At 27.8% G+C, this 19,223-nt stretch carries 18 protein-coding genes, 1 tRNA gene and 1 riboswitch; of the genes, 14 read left to right on the top strand and 5 right to left on the bottom strand.

The annotated features are described in order from the left end of the window. Positions 1-74: 74 nt before the first annotated feature. The 5 genes from glmS (at position 75) to ABVS04_RS09600 (ending at position 5,000) form a co-directional block, all read left to right on the top strand. Positions 75-482 carry a methylaspartate mutase subunit S gene (glmS, locus tag ABVS04_RS09620; RefSeq protein WP_172126154.1) on the top strand — a complete coding sequence of 136 codons (408 nt, stop codon included), beginning with the start codon at positions 75-77 and terminating at the stop codon, positions 480-482. Then, complete coding sequence (locus tag ABVS04_RS09615) at positions 479-1,843, top strand: methylaspartate mutase (RefSeq protein WP_368030488.1); 1,365 nt, start codon at positions 479-481, stop codon at positions 1,841-1,843. Before glmS ends, ABVS04_RS09615 begins: the two co-directional genes overlap by 4 nt. Beyond that, on the top strand, positions 1,840-3,024 hold the full coding sequence (locus tag ABVS04_RS09610) for a glutamate mutase L (RefSeq protein WP_368030487.1): 1,185 nt from the start codon (positions 1,840-1,842) through the stop codon (positions 3,022-3,024). The genes ABVS04_RS09615 and ABVS04_RS09610 overlap by 4 nt, the downstream gene beginning before the upstream one ends. A gap of 12 nt (positions 3,025-3,036) precedes the next feature. Beyond that, positions 3,037-4,608 (top strand): AMP-binding protein, encoded by a 1,572-nt coding sequence (locus ABVS04_RS09605; protein ID WP_368030486.1) that lies wholly within the window; start codon positions 3,037-3,039, stop codon positions 4,606-4,608. A 113-nt stretch (positions 4,609-4,721) separates the two neighbouring features. Continuing rightward, positions 4,722-5,000: a cytochrome c gene (locus tag ABVS04_RS09600; RefSeq protein WP_368030485.1), complete on the top strand. Its 279-nt coding sequence runs from the start codon at positions 4,722-4,724 to the stop codon at positions 4,998-5,000. Positions 5,001-5,044: 44 nt separating this feature from the next. Here ABVS04_RS09600 and ABVS04_RS09595 read toward each other — a convergent pair whose 3' ends face one another. After that, positions 5,045-5,422, bottom strand: a complete 378-nt coding sequence (locus ABVS04_RS09595; RefSeq protein WP_368030484.1) for a hypothetical protein — start codon at positions 5,420-5,422, stop codon at positions 5,045-5,047. A gap of 125 nt (positions 5,423-5,547) precedes the next feature. Between ABVS04_RS09595 and ABVS04_RS09590 the strand changes: the two genes are divergently transcribed. Next, complete coding sequence (locus ABVS04_RS09590; protein WP_368030483.1) at positions 5,548-6,828, top strand: SH3 domain-containing protein; 1,281 nt, start codon at positions 5,548-5,550, stop codon at positions 6,826-6,828. Between the two features lie 60 nt (positions 6,829-6,888). Here ABVS04_RS09590 and ABVS04_RS09585 read toward each other — a convergent pair whose 3' ends face one another. Genes ABVS04_RS09585 through rsmH form a run of 3 tightly spaced genes read right to left on the bottom strand, consistent with a single transcriptional unit; the run spans position 6,889 to position 11,124 of the window. Beyond that, on the bottom strand, positions 6,889-9,978 hold the full coding sequence (locus ABVS04_RS09585; RefSeq protein WP_368030482.1) for an efflux RND transporter permease subunit: 3,090 nt from the start codon (positions 9,976-9,978) through the stop codon (positions 6,889-6,891). Continuing rightward, on the bottom strand, positions 9,975-10,229 hold the full coding sequence (locus tag ABVS04_RS09580) for a hypothetical protein (RefSeq protein WP_368030481.1): 255 nt from the start codon (positions 10,227-10,229) through the stop codon (positions 9,975-9,977). The genes ABVS04_RS09585 and ABVS04_RS09580 overlap by 4 nt, the downstream gene beginning before the upstream one ends. Further along, entirely contained in the window at positions 10,222-11,124 is a 903-nt protein-coding gene (rsmH, locus tag ABVS04_RS09575) for a 16S rRNA (cytosine(1402)-N(4))-methyltransferase RsmH (protein ID WP_368030480.1), read from the bottom strand. Before rsmH ends, ABVS04_RS09580 begins: the two co-directional genes overlap by 8 nt. A gap of 60 nt (positions 11,125-11,184) precedes the next feature. Between rsmH and ABVS04_RS09570 the strand changes: the two genes are divergently transcribed. The 7 genes from ABVS04_RS09570 to ABVS04_RS09540 all read left to right on the top strand — a co-directional run bounded on the left by ABVS04_RS09570 (position 11,185) and on the right by ABVS04_RS09540 (position 15,871). Next, on the top strand, positions 11,185-11,763 hold the full coding sequence (locus tag ABVS04_RS09570; protein WP_368030479.1) for a class II aldolase and adducin N-terminal domain-containing protein: 579 nt from the start codon (positions 11,185-11,187) through the stop codon (positions 11,761-11,763). Between the two features lie 121 nt (positions 11,764-11,884). Beyond that, positions 11,885-12,163, top strand: coding sequence for an HU family DNA-binding protein (locus ABVS04_RS09565; protein WP_368030478.1), 279 nt, complete (start codon positions 11,885-11,887; stop codon positions 12,161-12,163). 177 nt (positions 12,164-12,340) lie between these two features. Further along, a tRNA-Leu gene (locus ABVS04_RS09560) sits at positions 12,341-12,424 on the top strand. 128 nt (positions 12,425-12,552) lie between these two features. After that, positions 12,553-13,284, top strand: a complete 732-nt coding sequence (locus ABVS04_RS09555) for an ABC transporter ATP-binding protein (protein ID WP_368030477.1) — start codon at positions 12,553-12,555, stop codon at positions 13,282-13,284. Further along, positions 13,281-14,027, top strand: a complete 747-nt coding sequence (locus ABVS04_RS09550; protein ID WP_368030476.1) for an ABC transporter permease — start codon at positions 13,281-13,283, stop codon at positions 14,025-14,027. The genes ABVS04_RS09555 and ABVS04_RS09550 overlap by 4 nt, the downstream gene beginning before the upstream one ends. A 35-nt stretch (positions 14,028-14,062) precedes the next feature. Beyond that, positions 14,063-14,168, top strand: a riboswitch (TPP riboswitch). 80 nt (positions 14,169-14,248) lie between these two features. Next, positions 14,249-14,902, top strand: a complete 654-nt coding sequence (gene tenA, locus ABVS04_RS09545; RefSeq protein WP_368030475.1) for a thiaminase II — start codon at positions 14,249-14,251, stop codon at positions 14,900-14,902. Positions 14,903-14,923: 21 nt separating this feature from the next. Further along, positions 14,924-15,871, top strand: a complete 948-nt coding sequence (locus ABVS04_RS09540; RefSeq protein WP_368030474.1) for an ABC transporter substrate-binding protein — start codon at positions 14,924-14,926, stop codon at positions 15,869-15,871. A 212-nt stretch (positions 15,872-16,083) separates the two neighbouring features. On the opposite strand, the gene ABVS04_RS09535 is transcribed toward ABVS04_RS09540, so the two are convergent. Continuing rightward, a complete protein-coding gene (locus ABVS04_RS09535; protein ID WP_368030473.1) occupies positions 16,084-17,790 on the bottom strand; it encodes a YdiU family protein in 1,707 nt (568 codons plus the stop codon). Positions 17,791-18,019: 229 nt separating this feature from the next. Here ABVS04_RS09535 and ABVS04_RS09530 point away from each other — a divergent pair, with 229 nt between their 5' ends. Then, complete coding sequence (locus ABVS04_RS09530; protein ID WP_368030472.1) at positions 18,020-19,186, top strand: putative zinc-binding metallopeptidase; 1,167 nt, start codon at positions 18,020-18,022, stop codon at positions 19,184-19,186. Positions 19,187-19,223 lie beyond the last annotated feature (37 nt).

Genomic DNA, 19,223 nt, shown 5'->3' with positions numbered 1-19,223 from the left:
ATTTATAACTCTATTTTAGATAAAATCACCAACTTTATAAAAACAAATAAAATCTAGTAATTTAGGTAGAAAATATGAAAGTAGTTACAGGCGTAGTTGGTAATGATATTCACGTAGTTGCAAATAGACTTATTGATATATCATTACAAGCAAGAGGATTTGAAGTATTTAATCTTGGTGTTAATACATATCTTGAAGAGTTTATAGATGCTGTTATTGAAACAAATGCAGATGTATTATTAATCTCATCATTAAATGGTGAAGCTGAGGGTTGGTGCAGAGAATTAGGTATTTTAAAATCTAAATACAAAAACTTAAAAGATGTTGTATTTATGATTGGTGGGAATTTAGCTGTTGGTGAAGGAGATGCGAGTGTTCTTGTACCAAAGTTTAAAAACTATGGATTTGACTTAGTATTTCACCAAACAGATTTAAATACAGGACTTGATGAATTAGAAAAATATTTAAAGGAGAGAAATTGAGTTTACTTCAAGAAGAACGAAATATAATCGTTCAAAATAAGTATGCAGATAATTTTGATTTTGCTGAGATTGAAGAGTTTATAAAAGGCGCTTCAAAAAATCTATTTATTTCTCATCACTTTAAAAACAAAAAGAAAATGTTAGTTCAACCAAGAGGTGGATTTCCAACTTATAAAAAAATGTTTTCATTATATGAATTTTTCAATGAAGCAAATGTTGATGTACTACCATGTACAATTGATTCAAATACAAGATTAAATGACTATGCAACATCTGCAAAAATGTTAAAACTTTCAGAAGAAAATGAAGTTGATATGTTAAATGGTTATCCTCTTGTAAATCATGGTTATAGAACTTCAAGAAAAATGATGACTCATTTTGATAAACCTATTTCTTTAAGACATGGAACTCCTGATGCTAGATTATTAATCGAAACTGCATTAGCTTCTGGTATTTTTGAAATAGAGGGTGGGCCTATTACTTACCTTTTACCATATTCAAAAAACTTTCCACTTGATAAAGCATTTATGTATTGGAAATATGTTGAAAGAATTTGTGCAAACTATTCAAAACTAAATGAACCAATTAATAGAGAATCATTTGGACCACTAACAGCCACTTTAGTTCCACCTTGCATTACTATTGTAATTCAACTTTGTGAAATGCTTTTATCACTTGAAGAGGGAGTAAAATCTTTCTCTGTATCATTCTCTCAAACTGGTTCTATGATGCAAGATATAGTAACTGCAAATGTATTAAGAAAAATGGCAAAACATTACGCAGAGCAAATCGGATGCGGTGATGCTATGGTAAATCTTGTTTATCATCAATGGATGGGTGCATTTCCTTCAAATAAAGATTATTCAGAATCATTAATCAATACTTCAACTGTAATTGCTGCGATGGTGCGAGCTGATAAAATCATCACAAAAACAAGGGATGAAGCTTTTGGTATTCCTACACGTGAGTCAAATGCAAAAACAGTTGCAAACACTCAATACACACTAAGAATGCTTCAAGGTATTCCTGTAATTACTGATGAACAAGAAGAAGAGATAGTTACAAGTGAAGTTATGAGTATTATGGAAGCTGTATTTAATGATAAAGCAGACACATTATGGAGAAAAGTATTTAACTGTATTAAAGCTGGAATTATAGATGTTCCATACTCTCCACATATTATTAATCACAATGAAGTAGTAACTGTGCGAGATAAAAATAAAAATATCAGAATCATCAAAAAAGGAAATCTTCCAATAAGTGATAGATGTTTTGAGTATGAAAAATCTCAATGTGACTTAAATAAAGATGCTTCATCAATAGTAAATGATATTATTCATGATATAGGAATTATGCAATGAGCCAAAATAAATTATTAATAGACGTTGGAAGTACTTATTTTAAAGTTTGTGCAAACAACCAAGTTGAACAACATTTTAGAGATTTTAATAAAGATATTTATGATGATTTATTATCAAAATGTTCTGATACTATCTCAAAATTTAAAAAAGAAGAAGTATTTATTTGTTCATCTGCAAATGGTGGATTAACTACACTTATTATTGGTGTTACAAACTCTTTTTCACTAAAATTTGCAACAAATATCGCTTATAATTCAGGTATTAATATTATCAATACTGTTTTATATCAAGATATTGATACATCTTCAATTCCTAGTGATCTAATTGATGTTGTTATTATTGTTGGTGGAATTGATAGTGTTGATAATGTATTTGATGAAAGACTTTTTAACTACTTATCAAACCTTAACTATTCAAATGTAGTTTTTGCAGGAACAGTAAAAGATAGAGATTATTTAACTAGTAATATTAAAAATCTTGTAATAGTTGAAAATATTATTAATAATAAACTACATGTTGTTGAAGAGCCTTTAAAAAACTATTTAACAAATCTTTATCAAGCTGATATTGAAGGAAAAGAAGATATTAAACATCTATATGATTTAACTTCAAATCAAATATTTTCAACTCCATATATTGTAAATAAAACACTCCCTTTTATAGATAGTAAATTTGCAGCTGTTAATCCATTTATTTTAATAGATATTGGAGGAGCAACAACTGATATTCACTACTCTAAAGATTTGTCTTATGATAATATGGTAACTGAGAATGAATATGATAGATTGGTTTTTAAAAAACTTGGAGTTTTTAAATCAAAAGAGTCTTTAATCTTTGCTGCTAAAAACAATGAGTTTGTTTATGAATTATTAGCACACTTAAAAGTTACAGAAAATATTTTCAATGAAGACTCACCTAAATCATTGAGAATTTTAATGCAATTAGCAATTTTCTTAGTTTTATATAAAGTTAGCGAGGCTCATCCTTTATATATAAAATTAAAGTTAAATCTACTAAAATCAATTGTATTAACAGGTGGTATAACAAAAGTATTAAGTTTTGAAGAGGCTGAGGATATTATTTCATTTTTCTATAAAAAGATTTTAACTTCAGATATTCATCCTGCAATCATCATGGATTCAAATTATGATATTTGGACACTTGGTATCACACAACAATAAAAAGGGATAAAAATGTCAATAAACTGTATTAGAACATTAATAGAAGATGCAAATGTATCAAACCCAGATAAAATTGCCTTAATTTTTGGAAATGAAAAATTAACATATAGTGAACTTTTTACAAAAGTAAATCAAATAGCTTATTATTTAGCAGAACTTGATTTACCAAAAGGAAGTAGAATTGGTATTTATTCAAATAAAGGAATAGACCAAGTGATTGCAATACTTGCGATTTTATCAACAAACTATGTATTAGTTCCATTAACAAAACTACTAAAACCTGAACAAGTTGAGTATATTATTGGTGATTGCGATATTAAATGCATTATTACTGATAAAATTAAACTTGAATCAATTGAAGAGATTAAATTTGATGGGCATATTATCTCTTATGAAACTAGCCATAAAGATTTACCATCTTTTGAAGAAATTTATAAGTATTATAACAAACCATACACTTGTGATGTAAGTGGTCATAATAATGCTGTTATTACATACTCTTTTGGTTTAAGTGGAAAACCAAATGGAATAGTAATTTCTCACAGAAACCTAATTGATTCAGCACGTGTAGTATCTCAATATTTACATTTAGAACAAGATGATGTTATATCAGGACTTTTAATTTTTAATCTTGATTATGGTTTAAATCAAATTTTTTGTTCACTTTATAAAAGAGCAACATTAGCTTTACATAGATTTGTATTACCAAATGACTTTTTCAATCATATTATAAATGACAAGATTACGGTTCTTCCTCTTATGCCTATAAATATTACTGATATGTTTGATGAAGATGAACATAGACTTCCAAGTGCAGAACTTCTAAAAAGTGTAAGAATTATCACCTCTTCAGGTGGAAATGTTACAGCTAAAATGATAAAAGATATTGAAAAATACTTTACAAACGCAAAGTTTTATTCAATGCATGGATTAACAGAAGCATTTAGATCAACTTATTTAGATCCTGCTCAATTGAAAATAAGACCTAATTCTATTGGAAAAGCAATTCCTGATGTTGAATTATATGTAATAGATGAAAATGGAAAACAATGTGCCCCTAGAGTTGTTGGAGAATTAATTCACAGAGGTGGATATATCTATAAAGGTTTCTGGAATGCACCAAAAGAAACAGAACAAAGATTTAAATCTATTGATATATTAAAAAATGCAATTAATCTTGAAGGGCAATTAAGAGATGAAGTTGTTGTAAAAACAGGTGATTTTGTTTATAAAGATGAAGAGGGATATTTTTACTTTGTATCAAGACAAGATGATATGATTAAAACAAGAGGATTTAGAGTAAATCCTTATGAAATAGAATCAGTAATAAAAAACAACTTCCCATCTATTGAACAATGTGCTGTTTTTTCAATAGAAAATGAAGAGATTGAAGAAGAGATTGTATTAGTTTATAGCGGAAATAGTGAATTGAATTCAAGTGAAATTTTATTTGAGTTAAAAAATCATTTAGCATCATATATGCTTCCTTCAAAAATTATTTATAAAAAATCTTTACCTTTGATTCCTTCTGATAAAAATAAAATCAATAAAGAAGAATTGAAAAAAGAGCTTAAAACTAAATAGAAAATAGCCATAAGGTTATTTTCTATAAAAAAAATAAATTTTATTGACTAAAGTCAATAACTTTTAAAGAAAAATCTAATACAATTATTCTAATATAAAAAAAAGGATCTATCATGAAAAAAATTATTATCGCTGCATCATTATTAACTGCATGTGTTGCTTTTGCTAACCCTTACGCTAAATGTGCTGCATGTCATGGCGCAAATGGTGAAAAAGCTGCTTTAGGAAAATCAAAAATCATCAAAGATATGACTAAAGCTGAAATCGTTGCTTCATTAAAAGGGTACCAAGATGGAACTTACGGTGGAGCTATGAAAGGTTTAATGGCTGGTCAAGTTAAAGGTTTAGATGATGCATCTATTCAAGCTATTGCTGACCAAATCGGAAAATAATTTCTGATAATTCTTAATTATAATAGTTAGAGTTTAAACTCTAACTATTTTTTTAGGTTTAACATTTCAAGTAACTTCTCTCTTTCTTCCAATAACTGTTTTATTATAATATCTTTTTCATCTTCAATAATATTTATATTTTTTTGCTCTAAGATTTTTCCTAAATAAAATTCAAAACATCCATTTTCTATATCATAATCAACTTTTTTACATTCAATAATCAACTGGGGTTTATCTTTTCCTAAACCATTTGTTATTTGTAATTTTTCAAATTGTTTTATAGTATAGGTTACTTTATCATCAATAATAGCAGGTTCAAGTAACTCTTTTTTCCAATAATTATTATTATGTTTTTCTAAAATATTGATTTTTTTTAATAAAATATTATCAAATAATTCTTTGTTGATAGAAAGTTTATACACGTTTCTTCCTAAATTTTTTATTTACTATATCCATAAATTACTAAATTAAGAATATTATAAATCTAGACAAAATAAAAAGATGGTACAATCACAAAAAATTTTATTAATTTAATAAAAGGAAAAAAATGAAAAAAATATTTAAACAACTATCTCTTATTTGTTTATCAACTATTTTATTTACTGCTTGTTCTATAAAAGAACCTTTAGCAATACAGCAACCAAAAACAAGTGATATTGTAGAGCTTTCACAAACTGCAGATGATAATTTCATAAATCAAAATGAAGCTTCAAAAGATTTTTTTGAAAAATATTTTATACCTTGGAATGCAAAAAAAGTTTCTTTTCCAAAAGCTGAAGCTATGTGGGGACAATCATACAAAAATAGAAAAGTTTATTTAGAAAATCATCAATTAGCTACTTCTGAATGGTTTGATAAACAAATAGATAATTCTAATTTTGATCAATATAATACACTTGTAAAAAAAGCAATAACGCTTAAAAATACAAATGTTAGAGTACTTCCTACAAACTCTGTAATGTTTTATGACCCAACAAAACCAGGAGAAGGATTTCCTTTTGATTATAATCAAAACTCTTTGATTAAACTAAACACTCCTATTATGGTTTCTCATCTTTCAAAAGATAGAGCTTGGGCTTATATTGAATCAAGCACAGTAGGAGGTTGGATTGAAATAGGAAATTTGGCATTTGTTAGCGAAAATTTTATAAGTCAATTTAAAACATCTAATTATTATATTTCAATAAAAGAAAAATTTCCAATTTATGACCCTATTTTTAGAGAGTATGTAAAAGTGGCAACTATTTTTCCAAAAAATGGAAATAAATTCATAATAGCAAAAAATGATGGAAATCAAAATGCTCTTATTTCATATATAGATTTACAAGAAGATGAAGTGGAAGCTATGCCATTAGCTTTTAATAGTGAAAATAGAATAAAAATTATGACTCAACTTCTAGATGAAGCTTATGGTTGGGGTGGATTATTAAACAATAGAGATTGTTCAAGTTTCACACAAGATTATTTTGCACCTTTTGGAAAATTTTTACATAGAAATTCAAAAGCACAAACTACAAATGGTAAACTTCTTGATGTATCAAAATTAAGTATTGATGAAAAGAAAAAATTTATTAAAGAAAATGGAGTTCCTTTTTCTACATTAGTATATTTAAAAGGCCATATAATGCTTTATATTGGTGTTAAAAACGATGAACCCCTAGTTGCTCATAATGTTTGGAGTGTAAGACTAAAAGACAGCGATGGGAACAAATATAGACATATTATTGGAAAAGCTACAGTTACAACACTAGAGCCTGGAAAAGGTATGAAAGATTTCGATGAAGATAATAATATTTTAGGTCGGGTTACAGGAATAGTTATTTTATAAGCTTTAGAATTTAAAAATTCTAAAGCTTTTTTTCTTTTTAAATTTACTTTCAATTAACTTCTAATCAACACTCTTTCTCAAATAAATAATTCTAAAAACCATAGGAACAAAATAAAGATTTAATACTGTAGCCCAAATTATACCAAAGCCTAAAGAAACAGCCATAGGTTGTAAAATCAAAGCTTGTCCTGATGAAAAGAATATTAATGTTCCAAGACCTAAGACTGTTGTAATTGAAGTTAATAATATAGGTCTTAATCTCATTTTTGAATAATGTACTAACTCACATACACTTTTAGCTTTTTTAATAAAATCCATCATAATAATTCCATCATTTACAATAACCCCTGAGAGTCCTACCATTCCTATTAAACTTGGCATTGAGATATTTATATCCATAATTACATGCCCTATTAGTACTCCTAAAATTGACAATGGAATAGTACTTAATATAATTAAAGGTTTAACAATAGAATCAAACATCCAAATAAGAGCCATAAAAATCAAAACAATAGCCATTAAAGCTGCTTGTGTCATTTCTCTTTGAACTTTCTCATTCTCCTCTTGTTCACCTTTTATAACTAACTTTACATCACGTCTTAGCTCTTGTATATCATTATCTATTTTTTCAAAAAGTTCAGTTGATGTGATTTTACTTAATGAGGCTGTTACACTAATTATTTGTTCACTATTTTCTTTAAAAATTTGAGAGTATGAAGGAACTTTTATAAAATCTACCACATCTTTTAGTAATACTTTTTGATTAGTGTTAGTATTTATAGTAAAAGTATTTAAACTTTCTAAAATATCCTTATGTTTACTCTCAAAAACAATATCAATAATTCCTTTATTATCAAACATCTTCGAATAAGTTCCTTTAAAATAAAAAGGTCTTAATTGATTTAAAATAGTCTCTTCTGTAATTCCCAAATCATATCCATAAGAATTTACTTTAAATTTCAATTCATAATTTCCTATAATTAAATCATCTGCAATATTTGAAACACCTTCAACTTTTGCTAAGCTCTCTTTTAATTTTTTAACTGCAATTGCAGTATTTTCTTTTTTACCAGAGATTGCAATTTCTACATCGTTTTTTACAATTCCAGTTTGTGGAACAAAAATTTTTAACTCATCAAATTTATTTGATTTTATATCTAAATCTAAAATTTGTTTTAACTGCTCTTCCACATCTTGAGCGCTAACTTCTCTTATCATATTTGAATCATCATATTTAGGAGACAAATATGGATTTATATATTTTTCAAAGAAATTTTCAGCTGCTCTTTCATGTAAATTTACAAAAACATGAAAATAAAACTCTTCATAATGGGGCATATTTTTACCATCTAGTTTCATTCCAATAACTGAACTAACAGAATTTATACTATTTTTAAAATCAAGTGAATTTAACATCTTTTTTTCAAGTTCAAACACTAATTCTTCTGTTTGTTCTATTTTCTTTCCAACTCCAACTGAACCTGTTATATAAACTTGTGTTGAGTCAAAAGAAGGCATAAATCTAAATTTCTGAGTTTTAAATATAAGATAAGAACCTAGAAAAATAAGTGATACCATCACTATAATGGCAATATATTTTCCTCTTAATAAAAACTCTAAAACATTTCCATAAAGTTTATAATTAAATTCCCAAATTTTATGTGATTTTTTCTCACTTGGTGTTACTTTTAAAATATCTTTTGCATGTAAAGGTAAAAAGAAAAAAGCTTCAAGAAGGGAAGATAAAAGTAAAATACTAATCATAATAGGAAGTATTTGCATAAATTTCCCTACTTCTCCTGTCATTAGTAGTATTGGTAAAAAAGCAAAAATAGTTGTAGCAGTTGCTGTTAAAACAGCTGGATACATTTCCAAAGCACCATCACGTGCTGCTGTAAATTTATCTTTTCCCATTTCGAGGTGTCTATAAATATTTTCACCAACAACAATAGCTTCATCCACAAGCATTCCAAGAGCAATTAAAGCTCCTAAAAGGGAAAGCATATTTAAACTATATCCAAAATACTCAGCACTTATTAAACCTATCATAAATGAAGTTGGAATTCCAATAGCAATAACAATTGCGATTCTTAAATTTATAAATATAAATAGAGCAATAAAAAGCAGAACTAAACCAAAAACTATATTTGAAACAACAGTATTAAGCCTATTTTTAATCCAAATTGAAGTATCTATATAAGTATCAAACTCTAAATTTTCATATTTACTTTCAAACTCTTTTGTGATTTGTTTTATTTGTTTCACAAGCTCAATTGCATCACCTTGTGTACCTTTATTTATGCCAACTGCAATATTTGTATTTCCATTGAAATGTGAAATATCAGCAATATCTCCTAAGGTAAATTTTATATCTGCAATATCTTTTAAATATATTGATTTTCCATTAATTTTCATTAAAGTATTTTTCAGTTTTTCAATATCTTTTTCACCATTAAAAGTAGAAAGATAATAATGAGTTGAAACATCTTTAATCATTCCGATTGGGAAAATAGAACTCAAAGAAGATAGAGCATTTATAACAGCAGTTTTTTCTAAACCATAAGCACTTATTTTTTCATCATTTAAAGTCATTAATAGCTCTTTATCACTCTCCCCTAAAACTGAAACTTGTGATAAATCTTTTAATTGCATTACTCTTGATTTTACATCTTTCGCAACTTCTATTAAATACTCTTTTGAATCTTTATTTTTTGTGTAAACAGCAACAGTTATCAAAGGAAAAGAAAACTCAACAGCTTTTACAATTGGTTCATCCATATCAGATGGAAGATTTGTTTTTATTTTTGTTACAATATCTTTTACATCATCAATTTCTTCATTTGCTTTATAGCCTTCTTTTAAATCAATTTTAATAGAAAAACTTCCATTTTTTATAGTTGAAGAAATAGTATCAGCACTACTAAGACCTAGAAGTTCATCTTCTATTTCAGAAACAGCAATTTTATCAAGAAGTTCAGAACTAGCACCAGTATAATATCCACTAATTGTAATAGCATCCATGGCTGAAGGTGGAAAGATTTCTTTTGGTATTTTTAAATAAGAAAAAGTAGCTAATAAGAATACAAATAAAAGTATAAAATGATTTAAAAGAGGTTTTCGTAAAGAAAACTCAATTAAACTTTTTATCATTTTTTAGTGTCCAATGGATTAAATAATAAAGAATCAATAATTTGATTCTTAAACTTCATATCTTCTAGTTGTTGAGCTAGAAAAGTATTTTCTTCTTGTAAAGAAATATAGTGAGCATATAATTTATTTATATCCTTACTAGTATAATAGATATTACTTCTTAAATATATTTTTGGAAAATATAAAAATAATGCGAAAAATAATAAGACAAATACTATTATAAGTGAGTTTTTTGCAGTTAAATTAATCAAATTTAAATATCCTTAATTTTGAACTTCTACTTCTAGGATTTTGTTTAATCTCTTCGTTTGTTGGAATTATAGGTTTTTTTGTAATAATTTTTCCTAAAGCGTGATTATTTCCACATTCACATCTGAAAACTTCACTTGGGCAAATACATGATTTCGTCCATTTTTTAAAATAATTCTTGACAATTCTATCTTCTAGAGAATGAAAAGAAATAATTGCTACTATACAATTTTTTAATTTAGCATTTTCTAACGATTCAAATAAACGTTCTAAAACACCCAACTCATCATTTACTTCAATTCTAATTCCTTGAAAAGGAAGAGTTGCTGGATGAATTTTACCCTTTGACATCTTTTTTGATAAAAGTTCTGATATTTGTTTTGCACTTGTAAAGGGTCTATTATTTATAATTAATGATGCTACTTTTTTATACTCTCGTACTTCTCCACACTCTTTAAAAACTCTTTCAAGTTCGTCTTGTGAATATGTGTTTACTACTGTTGCTGCATCTAAAATTTGATTTTGATTCATTCTCATATCTAAAGTTTCACTTTCAAATCCAAAACCACGCTCTAGTTTATCAAGTTGTAAAGATGAAACTCCAATATCAGCTAAAACACCTCTAATTTCATAATCTTTAAAAGTATCAATAACGTGTTCAAAATTACCTTTATTAAAAGTAACTCTTGAAGAAAATTCTTCTAATCTTTTCTTAGAAAAAGCTAATGCTTCATCATCTTGATCATTGCAAATTAACTTTACATTTTCATTTGAATTTAGTAATCCACTACTATGACCGGCAAATCCTGTTGTACAATCTATTATATAACCATCATTTATACTTGAAAAAGCTTCTAATGTTTCTTTATATAAAACAGGTATGTGGGGAATATTCATTAAAACGGTCCTTATTTAAATTAGTATATAATATCTAAAAATTCATTTAAGGCTTTTAAAATGGTTGATCAAGATACAGTAAAAATATTAGCAGACCTATCTCTAACTATGTTTAGTAAAAACTTTTTTGGTATTTATCATGGGTCAATTTCAACAAAACAAGATCAATATAATTTTATGATCAATACAAGTGACGCAATATTTGATAGAATGGATGAAAAATCATTTTGCTCATTAAATATCAATAGACAAGATTATAGATGGAATATAGCAAGTATGGAATCCCATATACACGCTACAATTTATGCAAATATTCATGAAGCAAAATATATTGCCTTTGGAATGCCAATTTATACCACTGCTTACACTTTAAATCATGACAAAATTGTTCTTGAAGATTTTTTTGGTAAAACAACCTTTGGTGAGATTTCAGTATATAATCCAGGTGATTTTTCAACTTGGTATAAAAGAAATGCACTTGAAATTACAAAATATCTAAAAGAATCAGAAAAAAACATCATGGTAATAAAAGGAATTGGTACTTATGTTTATGACAGAGACATTCATGAACTAGTAAAAAAGATAGCCATTTTAGAAAATTCATGCAGACTTCTGAGCATAAAAACTTCTTTTGATTAAAAAAAAGTCATTTTTTATTATTTTTATTGTATTTTCTCGATTAAAGCCCCTAGTTTTAGCTATTATAAAGCTTAAATACTATAAAGTTTTCTCAATTTAATTTTAAATAAGGAGTTCATCCATGAACAAAGCAGAATTTATTGACGCAGTAGCTGCAAAAGCAGGTTTATCGAAAAAAGACGCAAAAGGTGCTGTTGATGCAGTATTAGATACAATTACTGAAACTTTAGTAAAAAAAGAAGCTGTAAGTTTTATCGGATTTGGTACATTTGCTACAGCTGATAGAGCAGCAAGAACTGCAAAAGTTCCAGGTACTGACAAAACTGTTAACGTACCAGCTACTACTGTTGCAAAATTCAAAGTTGGAAAAGCTCTTAAAGAAGCTGTTGCAGCTAAATAATACTAGTTTTAACTCAAAACTATTTTTATTTTAAAATGGATAGAAACTTTTGTTTCTATCCATTTTTTTTGTACTACATCTGATAATATCATAAAATATGAAAAAATAGATTCTCTATCTCTATTATTAAACATTCTTTTATATTATTTTATATATACTTCCAAACTTCTAAAAAGTGCCAGTGTGATGGAATGGTAGACTTGGTCGACTCAAAATCGACTGCCGAAAGGCATACCGGTTCGAGTCCGGTCACTGGTACCACTTTTTAATATAATCCAATAATATTTCCAATTTATAAAGTTATTTCACCACTACTTTTCATGTATCATTAAGTGAATTCTTTATTTTAAATCCTTTGTTTTTAGGTCTTATATTATACTATTGCATTTATGAACAATAATTTTATAGCTCAAATACAAAACTTGAACCTTGATTTCAAAGGTAAAAAACTATTTAATAATCTCAACTTTGATATATTAGAAAATACAAGTACTGCTTTACTTGGAACTTCAGGAGTTGGGAAGTCAACACTACTTAGATGTATAGCTGATTTAGAAATTGAAAATATCACAAGTGGGAAAATAGTATTAAAAGAAAACACAAATATCGCTTGGCTTAGTCAAGAAAACTCACTTTATCCTTGGCTTAGTATTTTAGATAATGTTCAACTTTATCATCATTTAAAAGGCACTAAAACAAAGCAAACTTTAGAAAAAGCAAAGCAACTTTTGAGTCAAGTAAATATGTCTGAACATCAGAATAAAAAAACTTATGAACTCTCAGGTGGACAAAAACAAAGAATAGCATTGGCAAGAACACTTATGCAAGAAGCAAATCTTATTTTAATGGATGAACCTTTTTCTGCATTAGATGCAATTACAAAAATACAATTACAAGATTTAACTTGTCAGCTACTAAAAAATAAAACTGTAGTACTAGTAACCCATGACCCACAAGAAGCTATAAAATTAGCAAATCATATTTATATTTTAAAAAATCAGCCAGTGACTATAGAAGAAGTGGCAGCTTTGCAAGGAGTTTTGCCACATAAGCTTTCAAATGAAACATTATGGAATTTACAAGAAGAGCTTATAGCTAAACTAAAAGGAAGTGAAATATGAGAAAATTTCTAAGAGCATCACTTCCTGTTATATTTTTATTTATTTTGTGGCAAGGTATTGTTGTCGTTTTTGATTTACCACACTATATACTTCCAAAACCAAAAGATGTATTTTTGCAAATAATAAATCAATATTCTTTACTTTGGGAACACACACAAACTACTCTTTTAGAGATAATTATAGGAATAATTCTTGGTTGTATTTTTGGTCTTTGTTCCGCTTTTGTTTTACTTTATTATAAAAAAATTGAGAAATATTTACTTCCAATACTTGTAATATCTCAGGCAATTCCTGTATTTGCTATTGCTCCACTTTTGGTTTTATGGTTTGGTTATGGCTTGGCTTCAAAGATAATTATGACAGTACTTATAATATATTTTCCAATAACTACTGCATGTTATGATGGGCTTAAAAACACACCAAAACAATGGCTTCAACTGGCACACACATACAAGCTAACTCCTCTTCAAACTCTGTTTAAAGTAAGATTTAAAGCAAGTTTACCCTCTTTTGCCTCAGGACTTAAAATAGCAGTTTGCATTGCACCTATTGGAGCAGTTATTGGAGAATGGGTTGGTTCATCAAAGGGACTTGGTTATCTTATGTTACATGCAAATGCAAGAATGCAAATTGATTTAATGTTTTCTGCACTATTTATACTAGTTGTATTAACTTTAAGTCTTTATTTTTTGACTGATTATTTAACAAAAAAATTTATACCTTGGTCTTCGCATTTACATTAAATTGACTTAAATATTTTTTTCTGATAATATCAATCCTTTAATACATAGGGAGCTTATAAATAGGCTGAGAGGGAGTTTTGAACTTCGACCTTTGAACCTGATCTAGGTAATGCTAGCGTAGGGATTTGTTTTTACAAATGTATTTTTATACTTCAAATTTCATCTAACTTTATTTTTCGATAAGCCCTTTCTCCTTATGTTTAAAAATACAAAGGAAAGAGATGACTACTACACAAGATCTTATCAAAAATTCTCAACCACATTGGGATAAGTATATTAAGCATGAATTTATTCAAAAATTAGCTGATGGAACCTTAGAACTTAGAAATTTTCAACATTATCTAATGCAAGACTACATTTATTTATTTCATTATTGTAGGGCATTTGCACTTGCTATGTACAAAAGTGGAAATTTTGAGCAAATGAGATTTTCTCAACAAGCTTTAAATGCTACATTAGATGAAATACAACTACACATAAACTATTGCAAAGAATTTGGAATAGATGAGAAAACAATCTATAAACAACAAGAATCATCAGCATGTATAGCTTACACTAGATATGTACTTGATTGTGGTTTAAATGGTGATTTAGCTCAACTTTATGCAGCTGTAATTCCTTGCTTTCTTGGTTATGCAAAAGTAGCTGATTATATCACTTTCAACAACTTAAGTGTAGCAAATAATCCTTATCAATCTTGGATAGATATGTATTCTTCAAAAGAATATCAAGAAGCAGCAAAAGCAGCAACACAATTTTTTGAAGAGTTATGCAAAGATTTATCAAAAAAACAAATGGAAAAAATACAAGATATCTTCACAACAGCAACGCGTATGGAAATATCTTTTTGGCAAATGGGTTTAGACCTATCATAAAAATATAAAAAAGGAAAAATTATGAAAAAAATAATATCAAAAATATCACTTAGCTTATTGCTTTTAAGCTCAGTTGCACATGCTGAAAAAGAAAAAGTAAGTTTACTTTTAGACTGGTTTGTAAATCCAGATCATGCAGTTATTTTAATAGCACAACAAAAAGGTTTCTTTGAAAAGAATAATCTTGAAGTAGAAATTATTGAACCCGCTGATCCTTCAATGCCACCAAAACTTGTAGCTGCAAAAAAAGCTGATTTAGCAGTTGATTATCAACCACAACTTCAAATGCAAGTTGCAGAAGGTTTACCATTAGTGAGAATTGCAACTCTTGTAAGCTCTCCACTTAATAGCTTAGTAGTATTACAAAACGGTGGTATAAATAAAATAGAAGATTTAAAAGGTAAAAAAGTAGGATATTCTGTAAGTGGATTTGAAACATCATTGTTAGATTCTATGTTAAAATCTGTAAATTTATCTTCTAAAGATGTAGAACTTATAAATGTAAATTCATCATTGTCAGCTTCTTTGATGAGTAAACAAGTTGATGCAGTTATAGGTGCTTTTAGAAATTTTGAATTAAATCAATTGAAATTAGAAAAAGCGGAAGGAAAAGCATTTTTCCCTGAAAACTATGGAGTTCCTAAATATGATGAACTAATAGTTGTAGCAAACAAAGAAAATGTGTCTGCTGAAAAATATAAAAATTTTGTAAAATCTTTACAAGAAGCAACAAATTATTTAAAAGAAAATCCTAAAGAATCTTGGGAAGCTTTTATCAGTTATAAGCCAAAAGAGTTAGATAATGAATTAAATCGTCTTGCATGGGTTGATACTTTACCATATTTAGCACAAAATCCTGCTACTTTTGATAAAGAAGTTTATAATAAGATGGCTACTTTTATGAAACAAAATAAACTTATCACAACTTTACCAAACTTAAAGGAATATGCTCAAGAATTATTAAAATAAGTATAATTATTAAGAAAATAAATATTCTCTTATATATAAAAAGTACAAAATTAATTGTTTAATTAAAGTGCTAAGTAAAATTAATTCAATTTTTACTTAGCATTAATCAAATTATTATAAGAAAATCTTCACTCAAAAAAACTTTCAATATTTAAGGCAATATTATGCTTATTACTTTATGTAATATATAACTTGATTCTAACTTTTAAAAATTATGAAGAGCAACTAACATGTGATATACCACCAATTGAAAAAAACTGCAAAGGTTTTAATCTATAATATTTATCTTCCACTTCTTTTGACTGTTCACAATATGGATTTGTCATAATTTCTTGTAACTCTTCAAGTAAAGAATAATCTCCATTTTTTGCTAACTGATAAGCAGGTACTAAAAACCACTCTCTTAAAGTATATTTTGGGTTAACAAGTTTCATTTGTTGAGAAAGTTTTTCAGAGGATTGACTAGTTGTATTGATAAGAGATTTCCATTTTTTTAACCATTTCGACCAATGTTTTTCTAAGTTCTCATCACTGCTTATATCTTTATAAAAACTTTTTTTAAGTGAATCAATACTCGCAGGTATATTTGAAAGTTCTCTAAAAAAGATTGTATAGTCAACAGAAGTTTCTATCATAAGAGTTTCAAGCTCATTCCATAATTCTGCATCAAAAGTATCAAGTCCAAGTTTTGAGGCCCACATCTTTTGTATTTGTATTTGCATTATTTCTGAAAAGCTATTTCTGATTTCCTCAAGTTGAAGTAAATAATTCTCATCTGATGATAATAACACCTTTAAAGCTGTATAAAATGAATTAAAGTTACGTTCAGCTGCTGCTGTCTGATTTAAAAATGAAAAATGACGTCCTCCTCCTGTCCATGATTGATAAGAGGGATCAAATACATCTAAGAATCCAAAGGGACCATAATCAAGAGTAAATCCTCCTGCTGCACAGTTATCACTATTAAAATTACCTTGACAATATCCAACTCGAATCCAGTTTGCTACAAGTAATGTAAGACGATTAGAAAATTCTTCTGCAAGTAATAATATTTTGTCTGCTAAGGGTAAATTTTTATCTCTAATATCACTATATTCTCTATCAATTAAATGCAATACAATTTTTTCAAGTTCTTCATATGCTTTTGGATGTTCTTTTTTTCTAGCTCTTCGTGCAAAAAGTTCGATTTGACCAACTCTAAGAAATGATGATGCAACTCGTGTAGAAATAGCAACATCTTCAGATATCATCAAATCAGGATCTTTTGAATATGAACCTTCTGAATACCAAGGTCTTTTTACTTTTTCTACTTTAGAAGTATATAAACTCAATGATCTTGATGTTGGAATTCCAAGAGAGTACATATGCTCTTGCGCAAGAAACTCACGAATGCTTGATCGTAAAACTGCTCTTCCATCTGCACCTCTACAATACGGTGTTCTTCCTCCACCTTTTAATTGCATTTCCCAACGCTTACCATTAATCACTGCTTCAAGAACTGATATTGCCCTTCCATCGCCATATCCATTTCCTGTTTGAAACGGGCATTGTTGATAATATTCAGTTCCATATATAGAAAGAGCATAGCCACATGCCCAACCTACTTTGCTCATGGGTTCTGGTACGTTTGAAATATCACCTGAAAACATACTAATGAAATCAGGAGACAAAGCTAAACTATCAGCAAAGCCTAATTCTCTAAATAGTGTTTTACTATGTGCAATATATTCAGGATTTTTAATTGGAGTTGGATTAACAGGAACATAATGCCCTGAGAAAACTTGTCTAGGTTGATGATCAACACCATTTGCTCTAGATTCAGGGTCACTATTTAGAGTATTCATCAATGAATAGTCTACTAATTTTGCTAGATCAGAAAGTGTTTCTATAGTTGTTAAATTTTCTTTTATTACTTTCATATTTTTTCCTTAAAACTTGTGATAATATTTGTATCGTATTGATTTTTCTTATTATAATCAATATCTATTTTTTATTTTATTTTATCATAAAAAAATTTATTAGAACAAAAGTTTTTCTCTTAAGATATTTTTTCACTCAAATTTAAATTATTTTTTATTTAATTTCTTTATTTAGAAATAGATTATATACTTTGTATAAATCTTAAATTCCATAGAGTAGGATAGTAAAATGAAAACATTTAAGTGTTCTTGTAAAGATCATCAAATATTATTTTTTGAAAGTAAGACTTGTCTTGCTTGCGAGCGGGTAGTTGGTGTTGATGATAACTTTGATAAAGTAGAAGCCTATGACTTAGATGAAAAGACTGGTTTCTATTTTAAAGCAAATGATGAAAAAAAAATTCCTTATCAAAAATGTGATAATCATGCTGATTATCAAGCATGTAATGGTATGGTAAATATGGATACTTTTGTAGCAGTACCTAAGAGTGATGAAGTTTTATGCTTTGCTTGTCGTTTTAATGAAATCATTCCAAATTTATCTATTGTTGAGCATATTCCTTTGTGGAGAAAAATGGAAACAGCAAAACGTCGTGCCATATATACTCTAAAAGCATTAGATTTACCATTAGAAAATCCTCGTCAAAATCCTAAAAGTGCTTTGAGTTTTGATTTTATAGCTGATTCTAATGTAGATGATCATTTTTTAACTAAATTAGAGGATCAAGAACCTGTTTATACAGGTCATGATAATGGTCATATAACTATAAATATAGCAGAAGCAAATGATGTTGCTAGATCTAGTGCAAAACTAGCAATGGGTGAGAAATATCGTACATTACTTGGTCACTTTAGACATGAACTTGCACATTATTATTTTGAAAAACTAATTTTAATATCACCAGAAAAACATAAACTATGTAAAAAATACTTTGGTGATGATGATTTAGATTATTCAGAAGCACTTAAAAAACATTATGAATCTGGTGCACCAAAAAACTGGAATGATGATTTTATTAGTGAATATGCTACCATGCATCCATATGAAGACTGGGCTGAGACATGGGCTCATTATATGCATATTATAGATACTTTAGAAACAGCAAAAAATTTTAATATTACAGGTTCTCTAAATGGGAATACAAGTGATAATGGAGATGTTGGAGAGTTAAATTTACCTCAAAATTCTTGTTTATTTTCTTCTCAAACTTCAATAAACACTATTTTAGATACTTGGATGGATTTTGCAATTATTCTTAATTCATTAAATCGTAGTATGGGAATGGCTGATGCGTATCCATTTGTATTAACCCAACCCGTAAGAACTAAACTATCATTTATTCACCATGTAATACATGATAAACTAGATTTAATGCCAGAATTAAATTTAAAATAAAAGGCTGTAAAATTTAATTACATGTAAAGAAATTTTC

The sequence above is a fragment of the Arcobacter sp. s6 genome (genome assembly GCF_040884245.1).
Classification (GTDB): domain Bacteria; phylum Campylobacterota; class Campylobacteria; order Campylobacterales; family Arcobacteraceae; genus Aliarcobacter.
Note: the sequence above shows the minus strand (reverse complement) of the source record. Positions and strands in the feature narration are given on the sequence as shown.